General features: G+C 37.8%; 19 protein-coding genes. 17 read left to right on the forward strand and 2 right to left on the reverse strand.

Going from position 1 to position 18243, the window contains the following annotated elements; all coding sequences use genetic code 11:
- Window positions 1–3 precede the first annotated feature (3 nt).
- Together HCB45_RS09200 and HCB45_RS09205 are read left to right on the forward strand one after the other, a co-directional pair.
- Window positions 4–1602, forward strand: a complete 1599-nt coding sequence (locus tag HCB45_RS09200; protein ID WP_185619645.1) for an amidohydrolase — start codon at window positions 4–6, stop codon at window positions 1600–1602.
- Window positions 1603–1728: 126 nt separating this feature from the next.
- A complete protein-coding gene (locus HCB45_RS09205; RefSeq protein WP_185619647.1) occupies window positions 1729–3681 on the forward strand; it encodes a Na+/H+ antiporter in 1953 nt (650 codons plus the stop codon).
- A gap of 31 nt (window positions 3682–3712) precedes the next feature.
- On the opposite strand, the gene HCB45_RS09210 is transcribed toward HCB45_RS09205, so the two are convergent.
- A complete protein-coding gene (locus tag HCB45_RS09210) occupies window positions 3713–4606 on the reverse strand; it encodes a LysR family transcriptional regulator (RefSeq protein WP_185319430.1) in 894 nt (297 codons plus the stop codon).
- 241 nt (window positions 4607–4847) lie between these two features.
- On the opposite strand from HCB45_RS09210, the gene ssuE reads away from it, so the two are divergent.
- From ssuE to HCB45_RS09275, 13 genes are all read left to right on the forward strand, one after another.
- On the forward strand, window positions 4848–5393 hold the full coding sequence (gene ssuE, locus HCB45_RS09215) for an NADPH-dependent FMN reductase (protein WP_185619649.1): 546 nt from the start codon (window positions 4848–4850) through the stop codon (window positions 5391–5393).
- Between the two features lie 15 nt (window positions 5394–5408).
- Window positions 5409–5945, forward strand: a complete 537-nt coding sequence (locus HCB45_RS09220) for a GNAT family N-acetyltransferase (RefSeq protein ID WP_185319428.1) — start codon at window positions 5409–5411, stop codon at window positions 5943–5945.
- A gap of 16 nt (window positions 5946–5961) precedes the next feature.
- A complete protein-coding gene (locus HCB45_RS09225) occupies window positions 5962–6771 on the forward strand; it encodes an amino acid ABC transporter substrate-binding protein (RefSeq protein WP_185319427.1) in 810 nt (269 codons plus the stop codon).
- Window positions 6772–6792: 21 nt separating this feature from the next.
- A complete protein-coding gene (locus HCB45_RS09230; RefSeq protein ID WP_185619651.1) occupies window positions 6793–7509 on the forward strand; it encodes an amino acid ABC transporter permease in 717 nt (238 codons plus the stop codon).
- A 13-nt stretch (window positions 7510–7522) separates the two neighbouring features.
- Window positions 7523–8230 (forward strand): amino acid ABC transporter permease, encoded by a 708-nt coding sequence (locus HCB45_RS09235; protein ID WP_185619721.1) that lies wholly within the window; start codon window positions 7523–7525, stop codon window positions 8228–8230.
- The gene (locus tag HCB45_RS09240) at window positions 8227–9006 is read left to right on the forward strand and encodes an amino acid ABC transporter ATP-binding protein (protein WP_185619653.1); all 780 of its coding nucleotides are present in this window, start codon (window positions 8227–8229) and stop codon (window positions 9004–9006) included. The genes HCB45_RS09235 and HCB45_RS09240 overlap by 4 nt, the downstream gene beginning before the upstream one ends.
- The gene (locus HCB45_RS09245; RefSeq protein ID WP_185319424.1) at window positions 9003–9998 is read left to right on the forward strand and encodes an LLM class flavin-dependent oxidoreductase; all 996 of its coding nucleotides are present in this window, start codon (window positions 9003–9005) and stop codon (window positions 9996–9998) included. Before HCB45_RS09240 ends, HCB45_RS09245 begins: the two co-directional genes overlap by 4 nt.
- Window positions 9991–10257 (forward strand): glutaredoxin family protein, encoded by a 267-nt coding sequence (locus tag HCB45_RS09250; protein WP_185319423.1) that lies wholly within the window; start codon window positions 9991–9993, stop codon window positions 10255–10257. Before HCB45_RS09245 ends, HCB45_RS09250 begins: the two co-directional genes overlap by 8 nt.
- A complete protein-coding gene (locus HCB45_RS09255) occupies window positions 10254–11576 on the forward strand; it encodes an LLM class flavin-dependent oxidoreductase (RefSeq protein ID WP_185619655.1) in 1323 nt (440 codons plus the stop codon). Before HCB45_RS09250 ends, HCB45_RS09255 begins: the two co-directional genes overlap by 4 nt.
- 71 nt (window positions 11577–11647) lie before the next feature.
- Entirely contained in the window at window positions 11648–12349 is a 702-nt protein-coding gene (locus HCB45_RS09260; RefSeq protein ID WP_185619657.1) for a pseudouridine synthase, read from the forward strand.
- Window positions 12350–12481: 132 nt separating this feature from the next.
- Window positions 12482–13600, forward strand: coding sequence for a carbohydrate kinase (locus tag HCB45_RS09265; protein WP_185319420.1), 1119 nt, complete (start codon window positions 12482–12484; stop codon window positions 13598–13600).
- Window positions 13597–14508: a pseudouridine-5'-phosphate glycosidase gene (locus tag HCB45_RS09270; protein ID WP_003770033.1), complete on the forward strand. Its 912-nt coding sequence runs from the start codon at window positions 13597–13599 to the stop codon at window positions 14506–14508. The genes HCB45_RS09265 and HCB45_RS09270 overlap by 4 nt, the downstream gene beginning before the upstream one ends.
- 79 nt (window positions 14509–14587) lie before the next feature.
- Complete coding sequence (locus HCB45_RS09275) at window positions 14588–15031, forward strand: 2-thiouracil desulfurase family protein (RefSeq protein WP_185619659.1); 444 nt, start codon at window positions 14588–14590, stop codon at window positions 15029–15031.
- Here HCB45_RS09275 and pepC read toward each other — a convergent pair.
- Complete coding sequence (gene pepC, locus HCB45_RS09280; protein ID WP_185319418.1) at window positions 15028–16353, reverse strand: aminopeptidase C; 1326 nt, start codon at window positions 16351–16353, stop codon at window positions 15028–15030. The genes HCB45_RS09275 and pepC overlap by 4 nt on opposite strands.
- A 216-nt stretch (window positions 16354–16569) precedes the next feature.
- Here pepC and HCB45_RS09285 point away from each other — a divergent pair, with 216 nt between their 5' ends.
- Complete coding sequence (locus HCB45_RS09285; protein ID WP_185319417.1) at window positions 16570–17322, forward strand: DeoR/GlpR family DNA-binding transcription regulator; 753 nt, start codon at window positions 16570–16572, stop codon at window positions 17320–17322.
- The gene (pfkB, locus tag HCB45_RS09290; protein ID WP_185619661.1) at window positions 17319–18242 is read left to right on the forward strand and encodes a 1-phosphofructokinase; all 924 of its coding nucleotides are present in this window, start codon (window positions 17319–17321) and stop codon (window positions 18240–18242) included. The genes HCB45_RS09285 and pfkB overlap by 4 nt, the downstream gene beginning before the upstream one ends.
- Window position 18243 lies beyond the last annotated feature (1 nt).

Below are 18243 nucleotides of genomic sequence, written 5' to 3' on the forward strand. Positions count from 1 at the left end.
AAAATGAAATTATGGAAAAACGGTGTATTTTATCAAATGACAGCAGAAGGTGAGCAAGTTTCTGCTGTTTTAACAAAAAATGGTCATATTCATGCCGTCGGTGAAGTAGCGGACCTCAAAAAACAATATGCTACTGAAATTGATGAAACAATCGATTTGGAAGGGAAAGTAGTTTTTCCGGGATTTGTTGATGCGCATATCCATTTGCTATGGTACGGACAAGCTTTAGAGCGACTGAACTTAAATCAAACAACCACTAAAAAAGAGGCATTAGCACTTATTCTTGAACGAACAAAGCAACTTGCAAATGAGGAATGGTTGTTTGTAGAGGGTTATGATGAAAATAAATGGTCAGATGAACAAACATTGATTTCTTTAGCTGATTTGGATGAGGTAAGTAAAACCAATCCAATTTTAGTTAGACGGATTGATTACCATAGTGTGTCGATTAATTCGGCTTTAAAAGCGCACATCGAAAACTTTTCGGAAAACGCTTTTGATGGCGGTGGTGAAATTGTTCGTGATAAAGCTGGGGGATTTACTGGTATTTTAAGAGATAATGCGACAACGCTTGCTATAGACGCGTTTCCGGCGGTGACACCTGCTGAATTAAGCGCTTGGTTAAAAATCGCAATAACAGATTTATGGTCTAAAGGAATAACCGGCGCACATTCGGAAGACTTACATTATTTTACGGGATTTAAATCTACTTTTGCAACCTTTCGGAATACGGTGGGAGCAAATGGATTGCCATTTCGCGCACATTTGTTAATTCATCATGCAGAACTAGCTAACTATTCAGCCTCTAAAGAAAGTTTTATAAGTGGTGACGAATTTTTAGAATTAGGCGCAATGAAAATTTTCTATGATGGTACAGTTGGTTCGCGTACGGCGCTAATGAGTGCGGGATACGCTGATAATACGAACGAAAAAGGACTACAAATTCATTCCAATCAAGCTTTTGAGGATTTAGTTCAGTCAGCAAGAAAAGCGGGTTTACCTGTTGCGATTCATATTTTAGGCGATCAAGCTTTTGCTAATGTGATTCGAACTTTACGAGCAAACCCGCCTCAAGAAGGACAATACGATAGATTAATTCATACACCTTGGCTTACAAAAGAACTAATAGCAGAAGCGACTGGCTTACCGATATTATTTGATGTGCAGCCACAGTTTATGGCTAGTGATCTTCCGTGGGCTATCGATGTGCTTGGTGAAAATCATCCGCCACTTGCTTTTGCTTGGAATTCGCTTTTACGAGCAGGATTTCCATTAGCTGGAGGTAGTGATGCCCCGATTGAAGTGCCTAATCCATTTTTGGGGATTCATGCCGCTGTTACAAGAACGGCTAACGCAGATTTGGATGGTGTGCAATATTGGCCAGAAGAATCACTTACCGTATATGAAGCAATCGAACTTTATACAAAAGGGGCTGCGTTTGCAAGCTATAAAACGACTACCCGTGGTCAAATTGCCCCTGGATTTGTAGCGGATTTTACGATTTTAGCAGAAGACCCTTTCCTAATAAAACCTGCAAAACTTCGTCATCTAGAAGTTATGATGACAGTTGTTAATGAACAAGTAGTTTATCAGAAAAAGTAAATAAACATGAAAAACTCCATACAGAGACGGATGTTCTCAAAAAATAATTTTGTTAGTATGAGAACGGATAAATTCTGGCCAAGAGACTAAAAAATTGGCACGGAAACGGGAACGAGGGATGTATTAATGGAGATTTTTGAACTGATTTTATTAATGTTAAGTGCAGTTTTTTTATCAAATGTGTTAAGTCGATTTTTACCTAGTATTGCAGTGCCTTTAATTCAAGTACTACTAGGGATTATTTTGGCGATTCCGCTCGGAGATCATACGATGGATATAAATCCTGAGTTATTTTTATTACTATTTATGGCTCCAATCCTTTTTAATGACGGGGCTAGGACGGATAAAAAATCGTTATGGAAAAATCGAAAAGCCATTTTATCATTATCAATTGGTCTAGTGTTTGTAACCGTGGGAGTTTTAGGAGCTTTTATTCATTATTTAATTCCAGCGATACCTTTCGCGGCTGCATTTGCGCTTGCTGCAGCACTAGCGCCAACTGATGCGGTCGCGGTTGGAGCGTTAGCTGAAAAAGTAAGAGTACCACATAAAATTATGCATATTTTAGAAGGAGAATCGCTTATCAATGATGCTTCTGGACTTGTTTCCTTTCAATTCGCAGTCTTAGCGCTTGTGACGGGAACATTCTCCTTTATATCTGCTGGAACAAGTTTTTTACTGCTTTCGCTAGGGGGGATTGCGCTTGGAGTGGTGCTTAGTTTACTGAAAATCGTGCTAATGCGTGGTCTGCGCCAACTCGGAATTGAAAATATGACTTCTTTTATGTTAATGGAAATTTTGCTGCCTTTTTTAATTTTTATGGTGGCGGAAAAGATTGGAGTTAATGGTATTTTAGCTGTAGTTAGCGCGGGAATGGTGCATTCGTTTAGTTATAAAAAAATCAATCCAGAAATGGCGCAACTTAATTTGCTTTCTAAAAATACTTGGTCAGTAATTATTTTTAGTCTCAATGGGCTTGTGTTTGTTTTACTTGGGACTCAGCTGCCGCAAATTATGACAGCTATTTGGGAAGATACGGGGATACATAAAAGCATGTTGTTCCTATATATTTTCGGAATAACGTTTTTACTACTTGCTCTTCGTTTCTTATGGATTTTGTTTTTCCGCAATTACGAGGAAAATCCCCATGCAGATTTAGTGAGCAGGCTAAAAAATACGTTTTTGTATACTGTAGCAGGTGTACGAGGCACGATTACATTAGTCAGTGCGCTATCCCTACCATTTGTTTTAGGTCAGGGCAATGCTTTTCCTGAACGTGATTTATTGATTTTTATTGCCGCTGGAGTAATTATTACGACACTACTTTTAGCTAACTTCACATTACCTCTTTTTGCTACTAAAAAAGAGGTTGTAGTAGCCGATCATACTACTGCAATTGCGCTATTACGAGATGTTGTCGGTCAATTGCAACGTTATAAAACAGACGAGAATGAAGTAGAAATGAATAATGTACTAAAAATGTATAATGGCCGAATTTTTTCGTTAATGGAACATAAAGAAGTGAGTGCTACTGAGAAAGAACTGCGGCGTTTAACGCAAGAATGGCAACTTGAAAATACAAGAAGGCTCGTATTCGAACGGAAAATTGACACCGGGGTTGGGTTATCGCTTATGATGCGGCTTGGGAAACGACTTTATGTCCAAACAAGAGCTGAAAAATATCGGGCGAGAATGAGATACCGTCAGCTTTTAAGTCATAGTATTCGTGATTTCCGCATAGTGCCACTTTCTTTTGAAGAACGTAGAAAAGAGCGAGCTAAACTCCAAAATGAAAATAATCAATTCGTCGTTCAAAAGTTAAATGAACTTGATAAAAACGAATTTAACCCTGAAATTATTTCCTTGTATTTAATGAATTTTGAACGAGCCTTAGGTTATGGCAAACATAAAAAAGAAACAGATAATGAAGAACTACAAACAACGATTGATTTAGCTTCTCAAATTGAACGGGAAACAATTCAACATTATTTTGAAAAAGGGATAATTACGAGGAAAGAAATGAAAGTTTACCGAGATAATCTTCTTGCGATTGAAGCAAGTTTCCAACTAGAATTTTAACGAAAAAAAGCAGTTAGACTATTTATTTAGTCTAACTGCTTTTTTTATCATCAAAATAATAAATAATCCGGTCAATAAATTCTTTCGTGGTACTATCAAAGTCTTTTTCTTTTTGGTTAGTTAAAAGACCAATTGGAGGTGAAATAGGTAAATTTTTAATCGGAATACGAACAGTTCCTTCTAGGAGTTCGGAATGTGCTGTGCTCGTAAAGATTGAAACACCAACGTTTTCACGGACAAAATACTTATGAGACATGCTACTAGTGAGTTCCATTTTTTTATAATCACTACCAATGGCACGTTTTAAATGTTGCTCAATTTGGATGCGAATCGGGCAATTTGCTGGAGTGAAAATAAAGCATTCATCGCGCAAATCAAGCAATTCTACAGACGTCCGAGAAGCTAAAGGATGGTTTTCTGACACAATCAAATCAAGCGTATCATGGTAAAAAGGAAAATAAAAGTTCTCCAAAATTAGCTCAGGTTCTCCGCAAATGGCAAAATCAATTTCCCCGTCAATCAACTTTTGGCTACACGTATTAGCATCATCTACAGAAACATTCACCATTAGCTTTGGAAAATCGGTTAAAAATTGTTTTAAAATTTGTGGTAAGACGAGGCTCGCGCTAGGTTCTGAGATTCCTATTTTAATAAGGCCGGCATTGCCATTTTTTAAATCAAATATTGTATGATCCAGTACTTCATATTGAGCGATTAGCTGACCTGCTCTTTCATAAAACAATCTGCCGGCGTGGGTTAGTTTTAATGTTTTCCCCCGTTCAAACAACTGCACATCCAAATCTTGTTCCAGTTGTTTAATTCGCATCGAAATAGTCGGCTGCGAATAATTTAATACTTCTGCAGCCCGCTGAAAACTTCCCGTATTTACTACCGTATAAAAAGTTTTAATGGTTCTAAATTCCAATATAATTCCCCCTTCATATTGGAGTTTTTTGATATTTCTAACAGTATACACCGTAAAATAGCCAGAAGCAATTTATTAATCTGATAAAATTCATAGGAATAATGCGGATTAGAATAGAAGTATTAGTATTACTGTGGTTAGCTATTAGTTTTTTTGATTAGCCAAACAGAATCTTTTACTTTATAGTATAGCTAATATCTAAAAACCAAGTAAGTTGATGGGAATTAAAAGGGGCGATTTGATGGGAAAAGTGACAATTATTGCTGGGGGTATCAAAACGGAATCTCGGCTGAACGGTTTAATTCAACTAGCAGCAAATCAATTAACGAATAATGGTACGGAAGTTAAAATCATCGAAGTGCACAAAATTCAAGCAGAAGCATTAGTAACGGCCGATTTTACGCATCCTGATATTCATTTAGCAAATAGTGAAATTGAGTCCAGTTCTGGCGTTATTATCGCAACACCCATTTTTAAAGCTGCATATTCAGGCGTGTTAAAAGCTTATTTAGACCTTTTACCGCTCAAAGCTTTAAAAGGGAAAGTGATTTTGCCGCTAGGGCTTGGCGGATCAAATGGACATTTACTTGCATTACAGTACGCGCTAGATCCAGTTTTAAAAGAGCTAGGGGCTGAGATAATTTTGAAAGGTCAGTTTACGGTTGATAAGCAAATCGAGCGGCTGGGTGATGGGCTTTATGAAATTGAAATTACGGCGAAAGAACGACTGGATAGTGCATTAAATCAGTTCATTTCGTTATTAAATCAAAATTCAGTGGAAGTTTAAGGAGGCGAGTAGAAAATGGCAGAAGATATTTTTAGAGTGGCGACTGTGGAAGATGCGCCAGAGTTTTTGGAATTGTTGTCGAGTGCTTTTAAGTCTGTGAAAGAACTGGGAATCGATTGGCCTTCTACTAATGCAGATTTAGCGATGGTTACCGAAAATATCGTTAATTCTTCGGCTTTTGTTTTAGAACGGAATGGTAAATTAATTTCTACAATTACTGTTCGTTTTCCGTGGGAGAGTAGTTCGCCTCCTTCTAAATATCCATTTGTTTGGTGGTTTGCAACAGCGCCAGAACTAGCTGGAAAAGGGATTGGTGATAAATTATTAACTTATGTAGAAGAGCGGGTACTTCGCGATACTCTTAAAGCTCCGGCACTTACGCTTGGTACTTCTGCTAGAAAACATCCGTGGCTACTTGATATGTATTTGCGCCGCGGTTATGAAGTTTATTTTGAACACGAAGAGGACGGCGATGTCGGTGTGATGATGCGGAAAATTTTAATTCCGGAAAAATTCGATGCCGCATTACTTGGAATACCTAGCTGGACATAAAAAAGGGGGAGAAAGAATGAAAAAGAAATATGGGATCTTAGCACTGGGCCTTGTAGTCGCATTAACATTAAGCGCATGTGGAGCGAAAGACGAACCAGAAGCAGCAAATAAAAAAGTTCAAACAATCACGGTCGGAACAGGTACACAGTTTCCTAATGTTTGCTTTTTAGATGAAAATGGCAAATTAACGGGTTATGACGTTGAACTAGTGAAAGAAATTGACAAACGTTTACCAGGCTATAAATTCAAGTTTAAAACGATGGATTTTTCTAATTTACTCGTTAGTCTTGGTGCCGGAAAAGTGGATATTGTAGCGCATCAAATGGAAAAAAGTAAAGAACGCGAGAAGAAATTTTTATTTAACGATGTAGCATATAATAATTTCCCATTACAGTTAACCGTATTAGATAGTAATAACAGCATAAATGATACAAAAGATTTAGCTGGAAAACGTGTTATCACAAGTGCGACGTCAAATGGCGCGCTCGTCTTAAAGAAAATCAATGAAGAACAAGGCAATAATTTTGAAATCGCATATGAGGGACAAGGTTCTAATGATACAGCCAACCAACTAAAAACAGGTCGCGCGGATGCAACAATTTCCACACCTTTTGCTGTAGATTTCCAAAATAAAACAAGTGCCATCAAAGAAAAAGTAGTAGGCGATGTTTTATCAAATGCAAAGGTATATTTCATGCTTGGTAAAAATAAAACGGAACTGAGCAAGGACGTAGATAAAGCACTTCAATCCATTATTGATGACGGGACATTGAAAAAATTGAGTGAAAAATGGCTTGGTGCAGATTATTCAAAAGAACAATATTAAAAAATTGGGGGTGCCATTTAAATGGATAAAGCGTTTGATGTGAAAATGATTGCTGATTTTATTCCGACGTTAGCGGGTTATTTACCAATTACGTTATATATCTTGGCACTCTCGCTTATTTTCGGTTTTATATTAGGGATTATTTTATCATTACCAAGAATTTATCAGATTCCTGTTTTAAATCAATTTGCTCGCATATATATTTCATTTTTTCGTGGAACACCAATTATGGTGCAATTATTTATTGTTTTTTACGGAATTCCAGCACTTTTTGGCATATTCGGGATTGATTTATCGCAAATGGATCCACTTTATGCCGCTATTGCAACGTATGCATTAAGTAGTGCGGCGACCATTGCAGAGGTTATCCGGGCTGGTGTAAATAGTGTAGATGCGGGCCAAGCGGAGGCGGCTTATAGTGTCGGGCTGAACGGGCGCCAAACATTTTTACGTATCATTTTGCCTCAAGCACTTTATCAAGCATTGCCGAATTTTGGGAATTTAGTCATTGGGTATTTGAAAGATACTTCGCTAGCTTTTTCGATAGGTGTGATGGATATGTCAGGTAGAGGACAAACATTAATTACGCTAAGCAATCACGCGCTCGAAGTTTATATTTCGTTATCTATTATTTACTATATTACAGCAGTCCTACTTGAGTATTCTTTCAAATGGATTGAAAAACGAGTTAAAAAAGAGAATACCAGATTCACCAGTATTTTTGATATAGAACTTTAAAGGAGAGATGATGATGCCGCTTGATGTGCCTTTTATTGGGACAGCCGTAATGGCGATGCTAAAAACGATACCGTTAACACTTGCGATGACTTTCTTTCCGATATTGTTCGGTTTTATAATCGCTATTTTACTAACGCTCATCCGGATGTACCATGTCCGTTTTTTGGAGCCGATTGCCAGGTTTTATGTGTCGTTTTTTCGAAGCACACCAGCGATTTTACATATAATGCTGATTTATTTAGGAATTCCGCTCATTGTCGATTTTTTAAGTAAGTCATTTGATTTAGGCATATCAGCAAATAAAATCCCAGTTGTGGTATTTGTGATAATCGCGTTATCCTTTACGGCGGGAGCTTACCTAACTGAGATTTTACGGTCTGGAATTATTGCTGTAGATATTGGCCAAATGGAAGCAGCTTATTCTATGGGATATACGCATGGTCAAGCGATTCGTAAAGTGCTGTTACCTCAAGCTTTTATGACTTCGCTACCGAATTTTACTAACTTATGCATCGGATTTTTGCATACAACTTCGATTGCAGCTATCGTCGCGGTTCCAGAAATCACTGGAATGGCCACGATTGTAGCCTCTGATAATTACGCTTTTCTCGAAGCATTCATTGGTGCAGCACTGATTTATTGGTTCTTAACTATTTTAATAGAAGCAATTAATTATATTTTGGAAAAGAATATCGCTAAATATCAAGGAGGGACAGTATGATTACCATTAAAAATATTCAAAAAAGCTTTGGACAAAATCAAGTTTTAAAAGGAATTGATTTAACCGTAAAAAAAGGAGAAGTAGTGACGATTCTTGGTCCAAGTGGCTCAGGAAAAACCACTTTTTTACGTTGCTTAAACTTACTGGAACGTCCGGAAAATGGTGAAATTTCTATGCATGACCAAATAATTAACTGCAAGAAACCTTCCAAAAAAGAAGTATTACAATTACGAAAAAATACTGCAATGGTCTTTCAACAATACAATCTCTTTTCCCATAAAACTGTCATTCAAAATGTAATGGAAGGACTCACTGTTGTGAGAAAAATCCCGAAAAAAATTGCGCGGGAGATTGCTGCGCGGGAGTTAACAAAGGTAGGGCTAGCCGATAAGTTTAGCGCATATCCTTCCCAGCTATCAGGCGGACAAAAACAGCGCGTTGGCATTGCACGTGCGCTCGCGATTAATCCAGACGTCATTTTATTTGATGAACCAACCGCAGCGCTTGATCCGGAACTTGTTGGTGAAGTTTTAGAAGTAATGTTAGAAATCGCTCGCGCGGGTGCAACGATGATTGTCGTCACACATGAAATGGAGTTCGCAAAACGCGTCGCAGATCAAGTCGTCTTTATGGACGGAGGGCTCATTGTCGAACAAGGCACGCCAGATGAAGTATTCAACCACACAAAAGAAGAACGAACAAAACGCTTTTTACACCGAGTTTCGGCTGATTACTTATATGAAATCAAAGAAGTGAAAAAGGAGCGTGTCATATGACTATCCGATTTAGCATTTTGGATCAAAGTATTATTAATCCCGGCGAACGTCCTAGTGAGGCTTTACAAAATACTGTAGAACTTGCAGAGCTTGCAGAACAACTTGGCTTTTATCGATTTTGGGTTGCTGAACATCATAATTCAGACGAAATTGCTGGAGCTGCACCGGAAGTTCTTTTAGGATACATTGCCGCAAAAACAACTTCTATTAAGCTCGCATCTGGCGGCGTAATGCTGCAACATTATAGTCCATATAAAGTTGCTGAACAATTTCACGTGCTTGAAAACTTAGCTCCAGGACGAATTTCTCTCGGTGTCGGTAAAGCGCCCGGTGGATTTCAACCAGCGACCGATGCCCTTCAGAAAAACTTTGCAAAGCCAATTCAAACATTTGACGCTAAGTTGATAGAATTAGTCGATTTTGTTACACGGAAACCTGCTTCCAAAGCCGAAGCAAAACCACTACCAGAGAATAATCCGGAAATCTTTTTGCTTGGCGGAAGTGTAGCGAGTGCAAGACAAGCTGCCGAACTTGGGATTTCTTTTGTATTTGCTTATTTTATTAACGGCGAAGAGGAAACTTTAAAAGAAGCACGTGATACATTTGAGCAGTATCAAGTTAATCAACTAGCAAGTTTTCAATTAGCGCCAATTGTTGTTGTAGCTGAGACAAAAGCTGCTGCAGACCGTCATATTCCAGAGCGAGAATCAATTAAAGTGGAGCTTTCGGATGGGCGGAGAGTAAATGTCGGCTCACGCGAACAAGCAGAAGCTTACGTGAAAGATATCAACCAACCGTATCGATTTATTACGCAAAAAATTGGAGCAATAACTGGGACGAAGCAAGATGTTGGAGAAGAAATTACCCGACTTTCAAAAAAATATAATATTCAAGATTTTGTCGTTTTAACACCTGTCAAATCCACGGAAATCAAACGCTATTCGTACCAATTATTAAGTGAAACGATAAAGGAGGAAGTTGTCCATGGCTAATGTCGTTGTTTGGAGTAAAGTTGGATGTCACTACTGTAAAGATGTGAAAGATTATTTAACCGAGCAAAATATTGTCTTCCAAGATATTGACGTCACAGACCATGATTACTTACGAGAAGTACTGCAAGCCAAATACGGTATTCGCCACGTTCCAGTAGTAGAAATTGGCGACATAGAAAGAGGGACTTACCAAGCAGTAACCGAAATCGGTATCGAATACTTAGAAAAAACCTTATTACAAAAGGAGGAAGTAAAATGACTAGAGAAGATACAATCCAGTTTGGCGCAATCATTCACGGCGTTGGCGGCACAACAGATGGTTGGCGCCACCCAGATATTAACCCAGCAGCAAGTACAGATTTAGATTTTTATAAAACACGTGCAAAAATTGCGGAACAAGGCCTATTTAGTTTTGTATTTATTGCTGATGGTCTTTTTATTTCTGAAAAATCTATTCCGCATTTTCTTAATCGTTTTGAGCCGATTACTATTTTATCCGCTTTAGCAGAGTCTACAGAAAATATCGGGCTGGTTGGAACATTTTCGACATCATTTACGGAACCATTCACGCTCGCAAGGCAACTTTCCTCATTAGATCATATTAGTGGTGGTCGAGCGGGCTGGAATTTAGTCACCTCTCCGCAAGAAGGCGCAGCACGAAATCATAGCAAGAAAAACCTCCCGACCCACAGTGACAGGTATACTATTGCGGCTGAACATTTAAGTGTAGTTCGTGGACTATGGAATTCATGGGAAGAAGATGCTTTTACCTATAACAAAGAAACCGGCGAATTTTTTAATCCAGAAAAATTACATCGTTTGAATCATCAAGGTGAGTATTTTCAAGTGGAAGGACCATTAAATATCGGCCGCTCCAAACAAGGAGAACCAGTCGTTTTCCAAGCGGGAGCATCTAGTACAGGTCGGGATTTTGCAGCCCAAAATGCGGAAGCTATTTTTACGCATTCAGATTCACTTGAAGAAGCTATTCAATTCTATCAAGACGTGAAAATCCGTGCTAAAAAAGCTGGCAGGAATGCAGCAGAAATCCGAATATTCCCAGGAATTAGCCCAATTGTAGCGGATACTTTAGAAGAAGCCGAGCAGAAATACACTGAATTTGCGAGTCTCATTCCGATTGAAAATGCCGTCACCTATCTCGCGCGTTACTTCGATGACTATGATTTAAGCCAATTTGAACTAGATGAACCTTTCCCTGACCTTGGCGACATCGGTAAAAATGCTTTTCAAAGTACGACAGATCGAATCAAAAAAGAAGCAAAAGAGCGAAACCTGACCCTGCGCCAAGTAGCGACCGAAGCTGCCACCCCGAAAACACCTTTTATAGGAACAAAAGAACAAGTAGCTGATTTAATCGAAATTTGGTTTCAAAATGAGGCGGCAGATGGATTTATCATCGCGTCTGACATCCCAGGTACTTTTGAAACATTTGTCAATCAAGTTATTCCGCTTTTACAAAGTCGGGGATTGTATCGAAACGAATATCCAGCCACAACCTTAAGAGGCAACCTAGGTCTGGAAATACCCAAAAATAAACAAGCCGTTAATATCAAATAATAGAAAGAAAACGGAGCGCCTTTAAGGATCTTCGTTTTTTTGTTACAATAAAAGAAAAAAGGAGCTAAACCATGCGCTTAGATAAATTATTGTCCCACACAGGTTTCGGGAGTCGCAAAGAAGTGAAACCACTACTTAAATCCGGGGCAGTTGTCGTAAATGGAACGATTCAAAAAAACAGTAAGACCCAAGTGAATCCAGACAAAGATCAAGTTACTGTTCACGGAACCCCCGTCGTTTACCAAGAATTCGTCTATTTTATGCTCCATAAACCCCAAAATGTCGTGAGTGCAACAGAAGATAATGTATCAGAAACAGTCATTGATTTGCTCGCCCAAGAAGATACGCTTACTGATCCGTTCCCAGTCGGTCGGTTAGACAAAGATACAGAAGGCTTGCTAATTATAACGAACGATGGCACGCTAGCTCACAATTTACTTTCACCTAAAAAGCATATAGATAAAACATACTATGCTAAAATTGATGGTGATGTTACAGTAGAGGATGTAGAAGCTTTCGCAGCTGGAATTGAACTTGACGATGGCTATACTTGCAAACCAGCACGCTTAGAAATTATCACTCCAAATGAAATAAAAGTAATTATCCAAGAAGGGAAATTCCATCAAGTAAAAAGAATGTTCGCTGCCCGCGGGAAAACAGTCAGCTATTTAAAACGAATTTCAATGGGGAACTTACAACTAGATGAATCTCTTGAACTCGGTGAATACCGCCCACTGACCGAAAATGAGCTTCTTATCCTTCAAAATAAATAACGATAAACGAAAATTTTCTTCCTAAAAGAAGTAGATTTTCGTTTTTTTAGTTTGCAAAAGAAAGCATTTACATATATAATAAACATGTGTTTGAAATTAAAACAAAAGTTTGGAATGGAGGTGCATTATATCGTGGAGAATAATAAAGCGAAAATGAACGAAAAGGAAGAGATAATTTTCAATTCCATCCGTAAAAATCCTTACATTTCTCAACAAGAACTGGCTGATATACTTGATTTATCAAGACCGACAGTAGCGAACCTTATTTCTGGCCTTATTAAAAAAGGTCGTATTTTAGGAAAAGCCTATATTTTAAATGAAGCCAAACAAATCGTCTGTATAGGTGGAGCGAACGTCGATCGGAAGTTTTACATTAAAGACAAGGCCCAGCTAGCTACATCTAACCCGGTACGCTCAACACAAAGTGCCGGTGGAGTTGCTAGGAATGTTGGTGAAAACCTTGGTCGCCTTGGAAAAGAAGTTATATTACTCACTGCTTGTGGAACAGACTCCGACTGGGAAGCTGTCAAAAATGCCAGTAATACATATATGAACTTAGATTATGTCACTGCATTTCCAAGCATCGCAACAGGTTCTTATACAGCTGTACTTGAAAACAATGGAGATTTGCTCGTTGCACTAGCGGACATGGATGCATACGATCACCTAACCCCAGATGTACTGGCGAAAAATGAAGGCTTGCTAAGTCAAGCGAGCGCCATTATTGCCGATTTAAATTGTCCAAAAGAAACATTAGAATACCTTGGAAGTTTTGCCGAAATTAATTCCATTCCATTAGTCTTAGTACCCGTTTCCTCACCTAAAATGTCTCATTTACCAGAACGATTGGATCACGTGACTTGGCTAATATGCAACCGAGATGAATCAGAAACTCACCTAGGAATGACCATTGAAAACGAGAAAGACTGGCGCTTAGCTGCACAAAAATGGCTAGATTTAGGCGTGAAAAATGTTATCGTTACAAATGGCAGTAAAGGTGCAGTTGCAGCAAACAACGTAGAAGGCATTATCTTTGAACCCGCTATTGTCATTGAAAACATTGTAGATGTGACAGGAGCAGGAGATGCATTTTGTTCTGCGGTAATTTATGCATGGTTAGAAGGAAAATCTTTACAAGAAATTTTAAAAGCAGGGAGCGTAAATGCTGCGCGAACACTCGAATCTGAATACACTGTTCGCCAAAATTTATCAACATCCCAACTACAAAAAGATCTGGAGGAATTCAAATGAAAAATTATCTATCATTATCTGAAGAAGTAAAACAAGCAAAAGCAGAAGGAAAAGCTATCGTAGCCCTAGAATCCACTATCATCTCTCATGGCATGCCTTACCCACAAAACGTTGAAATGGCGCGTGATGTAGAACAAATTATCCGTGATAACGGCGCAGTACCGGCAACAATCGCTTTAATCGACGGTAAAATTAAAATCGGTCTTTCTGATGAAGAATTAGAATTATTTGCTAAAAGCAGCAATGTAGCAAAAGTTTCTCGTCGTGATATTGGCTACCTTATTGCTACAAAACAACTAGGAGCAACAACAGTAGCTGCAACGATGATCTGTGCTGAATTAGCAGAAATCGGTATCTTTGTAACTGGTGGAATCGGCGGAGTTCACCGCGGTGCCGAAACAACAATGGACGTTTCCGCAGATTTAGAAGAGTTAGCGAAAACAAATGTAGCAGTAGTATGTGCTGGAGCGAAATCTATCTTAGACTTAAACTTAACAATGGAATACTTAGAAACAAAAGGCGTTCCAGTAATTGGTTACCAAACAGACGTACTTCCAGCATTCTACACTCGTTCAAGCGACGTAGAATTAACATTACGTGCAGATGCTCCAGAAGTTATCGCGGAGTCCCTTAAAGCAAAATGGGATCTAAAAATTGAAGGTGGCGCTGTAATCACAAACCCAATCCCAGAAGAATTTGCAATGGATGAAAAAGTAATTAACGATGTTATCCAAACTGCACTTAAAGAAGCAGAAGAAAACCACATCCACGGAAAAGACGTTACACCATTCCTTCTTGGAAAAGTAAAAGAACTAACAGACGGTAAGAGCTTAGAAGCAAATATCGAACTTGTTAAACACAACGCACTAATCGGTACTCAAATAGCCGTAGCTTACCAAAATATCTAATAATCAAAAGAGCTGTCGCCTTTAAGTGGTGGCAGCTTTTTTATGTTAAAATAAATTTAAAAATAAAGGAGGAATATAAATGATTGCTGTAAGCGCTTGTTTAGCCGGAATTGCCTGTAGATATGACGGAAAAGATAAAGAAATTACTAAAATGAAACAAATGGTTGAAAATGGAGAAGCGATTCCTTTCTGCCCTGAAGTTGCAGGTGGTTTGGAAACACCAAGAAATCCAGCTGAAATAGTAGGCGGAGATGGTAAAGACGTCTGGCTAGGTCGCGCTAAAGTAATGGATAATCAAGGATTAGATGTAACAGAAGAATATAAAAACGGAGCGAGTTTAACTTTGGCTAAAATGAAAGAACTCGGTATTACTCAAATAATTATGAAGGAAAAAAGTCCTTCTTGTGGAAGCTGTGCTATTTACGACGGCACCTTCTCTGGAAAAATAAAAGATGGTACCGGCGTAGCAACAGCTCTTTTCCAAATGAATGGAATCAAAATCATCTCAGAATTTACAATTTAAAGTGCAAGCGAACCCATTGGATCCCAAGGTTTTAGCGCAATTGGCTCATTACTAAATGCTTCAATCAATTCTTTAGATAAATATTTTTTATGGACCACCACTTGGAATGTGAATTCATCCATCCAATCATCACTAGCAACAAAATATCCATTGTTGCCGATCTTTTCTCCCCAACTATTTTCCACTTTCCAACGATTAACTTCATTATTAACAATGTTAACCCCAGTTAGAACCATCGCGTGAGTGAGCATACTATGTTTATAATCAAGGCGTTCCGCTTTCGTCATAGCTGTTTTAAATCCAAAAGCCTGATTTAATAAGAAAATATCAGTATCCATAATTCCAGTAGTTCGTTCTGAAAGCTGACCTACATCACAACCGAACCACACAGTTTCACCGTCTTTGATTTGATCTGCGGCGGCTTTTTTTAATACATTCATTTCCACATTCAAATACTTAATAGGCGTCCCATTTACAATATTTCCTAAATAATCGACTGTAAATGCTTGATTAAAAGGTTTATCTTTAGTTGGCGCATTGATAAGCGGGATATAATCGTTCAAATCCATATCTACATAACGTTTATAAAATTCTTTAGGCGTAATTTGTAAGTCTTGTTTAAATTCATTGTCTTTATTTCGATATTCAAAATCAAACACTTTCGGCGGTTCACCTAAAGTCATAACTAAAAGCTGGTAAACTTCAGCAAGCATTTCTTCCTTCAACCCAGCTGTATCTTCCTGCTCTCTAACAGCTTTTCTCAAAATAACTGCATCCGTGCGAAGTCTTTCGTTTAATAGATGATTTAAATCCGCAGACTTACTACTTTGATAAGTTTCTGGCATAGCAGATTTAGGAACAACCCCATATTTTTCAATAATCGAAACAAGCATATCCCACTGACCGCCATCTTGTTGAGGTGTATCAAGCAACCATGAAACTAATCGGCTATCCTCATCTTCACTCGCTGTTTCAATAATATTTTCTATAAAATAATTAGCTTTCTCTAATTTATCCCAAAAGTTAGTATAGTTCTGCGATAACTCAAAATCTTTCAGGCCTAGTGTCCCATTTAATCTATGACGAAACGTATTTAAGGCTGCAAACATCCAACACCTTCCACTTTGCTGTTGGTTAGAAACTTTGTCTGTATGAACCTCATGAGAAAAAATGGGTTGTACTGTTGCTTTTGATACAGGATTTTCTGTTGCTGCTTTAATCCCATTTTTCATAATACTAGCTTGGAAAACTAATTTATCTGGATTTTCACGCCATTTTTTGGAAAAACTTTCTAATTGCTCAAACGATATTTCAGTACTCATTTTTATTCCTCCTATATATAACATTGCCTTCTAATTAAGTATACTGCTAAAAATAAAAAGTGCATAAGAAAACAACTATCTGAACTATTATGAAGGTTTTTGGCGAATCACATGATATAATATGAATGAAATTGATTATAAATGAATGTTTTTGGATGAAAACGGTTGATTTTGAAAGAAAAAGATGATAAACTAACTTTGGATGGAGGAGTAAGAATGTTAAATGCAGAGCGAAAACAACTTATTATGGAGAGTATTGAAAAACTTGGTGTTATTAAATTACAAGAATTAGTTGAAGGGCTAGATACCTCGGAGTCAACTATTCGTCGTGATTTAATCGAATTAGAGGAACAAGGATTAATCGAACGTGTACACGGCGGAGCAAAACTTGTTATTTCTCATAATCAAGAACCAAGCATGAATGAAAAATCATTCAAAAACATTCAAAGTAAAAAAGAAATCGCAGCATATTGTGCTAGTTTGGTGGAAGAAAATGATTGTATCTATTTAGATGCAGGCTCCACAACACTAGAATTAATTACTCACTTAGCGAACCGAAATATTACTGTAGTTACAAATGGACTAACCCATATTGAAGAACTAGTTCGTCAAAATATTGATGCTTATCTTTTAGGTGGCAAAATGAAAGTGCATACAAAAGCGATTATTGGCGCAGTTGCCTTGGATAATATTAAAAATTATCATTTTGACAAAGCTTTTATTGGGACTAATGCTATGCATCCGGAGCATGGCTATACGACACCAGATATGGAAGAAGCATTTGTGAAACGTGCTGCAAAAGACTGTGCTGATCGCGTTTTTATTGTAGCAGACCATACGAAATTCAATGAAGTTAATTTTTCAAAAATGTTTTCAATAGATGAAGCTACTATTGTAACAGACTATATTCCTTCAGAAGTAAAAGAATCCTTTATCCAAAAAACTAAAATAATCGAGGTAGAAAAATGATTTATACAATTACTTTAAACCCTTCAATTGATTATATTGTGCAAATCGATCAATTAAAACTTGGCGAACTTAATCGCATGAAACAAGATTTTAAATTACCTGGGGGCAAAGGTATCAACGTCAGTAGAGTTCTAAATCAATTGAATGTACCGAGCCTTGCTACAGGGTTTTTAGGCGGATTTACTGGTGGATTTATCAAAGACTGGCTTCAAAATGAAGGCATAAAAACTGGTTTTGTGACAGTAAAAGATGACACTCGTATTAATATCAAACTAAAGCATGGAGAAGAAACAGAAATTAATGGTTTAGGTCCTACAATTGCTGAAAATGAAATTCAAGCATTTTTAAAATTGATGGACAAGGTAACTGCGGGCGACATTGTTATTTTATCTGGAAGTGTACCACCTTCATTAGGAAATGATTTCTACAATAAAATAATCCGAATCTGTAAAGAAAAACAAGCTAACTTCATGATTGATACGACTGGACAAGAACTGCTAGATGCATTACCAAATCGTCCAATCCTTATTAAACCAAATCATCACGAACTGGCAGAATTATTTGGTGTTAAGTTAAATAGCGTAGAAGATCTCATTCCCTATGGAAAAAGATGCCTAGAACTAGGCGCACAACATGTAATCGTATCCATGGCTGGCGACGGCGCTCTACTTTTTACAGGAGAAGATGTTTATTTCGCTGATGCCTTAAAGGGAGAATTGAAAAATTCAGTTGGAGCTGGTGACTCAATGATTGCCGGATTCGTTGGAACTTTCGATAAAACTAACGATCCAGTTAAATCATTTGCTGCAGGCGTTGCAACTGGGGGCGCAACAGCATTTTCAACAGATCTAGCAGAAAAAGATTTAATTAATGAATTATTACCACAAGTGAAGATAACTAAAATAACAGGGAGGCACTAAA

Source organism: Listeria farberi (assembly GCF_014229245.1).
Classification (GTDB): Bacteria; Bacillota; Bacilli; order Lactobacillales; family Listeriaceae; genus Listeria; species Listeria farberi.

Excerpts from the sequence above, each read along its gene's own strand:
- HCB45_RS09220 (WP_185319428.1), top strand. The coding sequence starts at position 5,409 with ATGGCAGAAGATATTTTTAGAGTGGCGACTGTGGAAGATGCGCCAGAG.
- ssuE (WP_185619649.1), top strand. The coding sequence starts at position 4,848 with ATGGGAAAAGTGACAATTATTGCTGGGGGTATCAAAACGGAATCTCGG.
- HCB45_RS09245 (WP_185319424.1), top strand. The coding sequence starts at position 9,003 with ATGACTATCCGATTTAGCATTTTGGATCAAAGTATTATTAATCCCGGC.
- HCB45_RS09255 (WP_185619655.1), top strand. The coding sequence starts at position 10,254 with ATGACTAGAGAAGATACAATCCAGTTTGGCGCAATCATTCACGGCGTT.
- HCB45_RS09205 (WP_185619647.1), top strand. The coding sequence starts at position 1,729 with ATGGAGATTTTTGAACTGATTTTATTAATGTTAAGTGCAGTTTTTTTA.
- HCB45_RS09250 (WP_185319423.1), top strand. The coding sequence starts at position 9,991 with ATGGCTAATGTCGTTGTTTGGAGTAAAGTTGGATGTCACTACTGTAAA.
- HCB45_RS09230 (WP_185619651.1), top strand. The coding sequence starts at position 6,793 with ATGGATAAAGCGTTTGATGTGAAAATGATTGCTGATTTTATTCCGACG.
- HCB45_RS09285 (WP_185319417.1), top strand. The coding sequence starts at position 16,570 with ATGTTAAATGCAGAGCGAAAACAACTTATTATGGAGAGTATTGAAAAA.
- HCB45_RS09240 (WP_185619653.1), top strand. The coding sequence starts at position 8,227 with ATGATTACCATTAAAAATATTCAAAAAAGCTTTGGACAAAATCAAGTT.
- pepC (WP_185319418.1), bottom strand. The coding sequence starts at position 16,353 with ATGAGTACTGAAATATCGTTTGAGCAATTAGAAAGTTTTTCCAAAAAA.
- pfkB (WP_185619661.1), top strand. The coding sequence starts at position 17,319 with ATGATTTATACAATTACTTTAAACCCTTCAATTGATTATATTGTGCAA.
- HCB45_RS09260 (WP_185619657.1), top strand. The coding sequence starts at position 11,648 with ATGCGCTTAGATAAATTATTGTCCCACACAGGTTTCGGGAGTCGCAAA.
- HCB45_RS09200 (WP_185619645.1), top strand. The coding sequence starts at position 4 with ATGAAATTATGGAAAAACGGTGTATTTTATCAAATGACAGCAGAAGGT.
- HCB45_RS09235 (WP_185619721.1), top strand. The coding sequence starts at position 7,523 with ATGCCGCTTGATGTGCCTTTTATTGGGACAGCCGTAATGGCGATGCTA.
- HCB45_RS09270 (WP_003770033.1), top strand. The coding sequence starts at position 13,597 with ATGAAAAATTATCTATCATTATCTGAAGAAGTAAAACAAGCAAAAGCA.
- HCB45_RS09275 (WP_185619659.1), top strand. The coding sequence starts at position 14,588 with ATGATTGCTGTAAGCGCTTGTTTAGCCGGAATTGCCTGTAGATATGAC.
- HCB45_RS09225 (WP_185319427.1), top strand. The coding sequence starts at position 5,962 with ATGAAAAAGAAATATGGGATCTTAGCACTGGGCCTTGTAGTCGCATTA.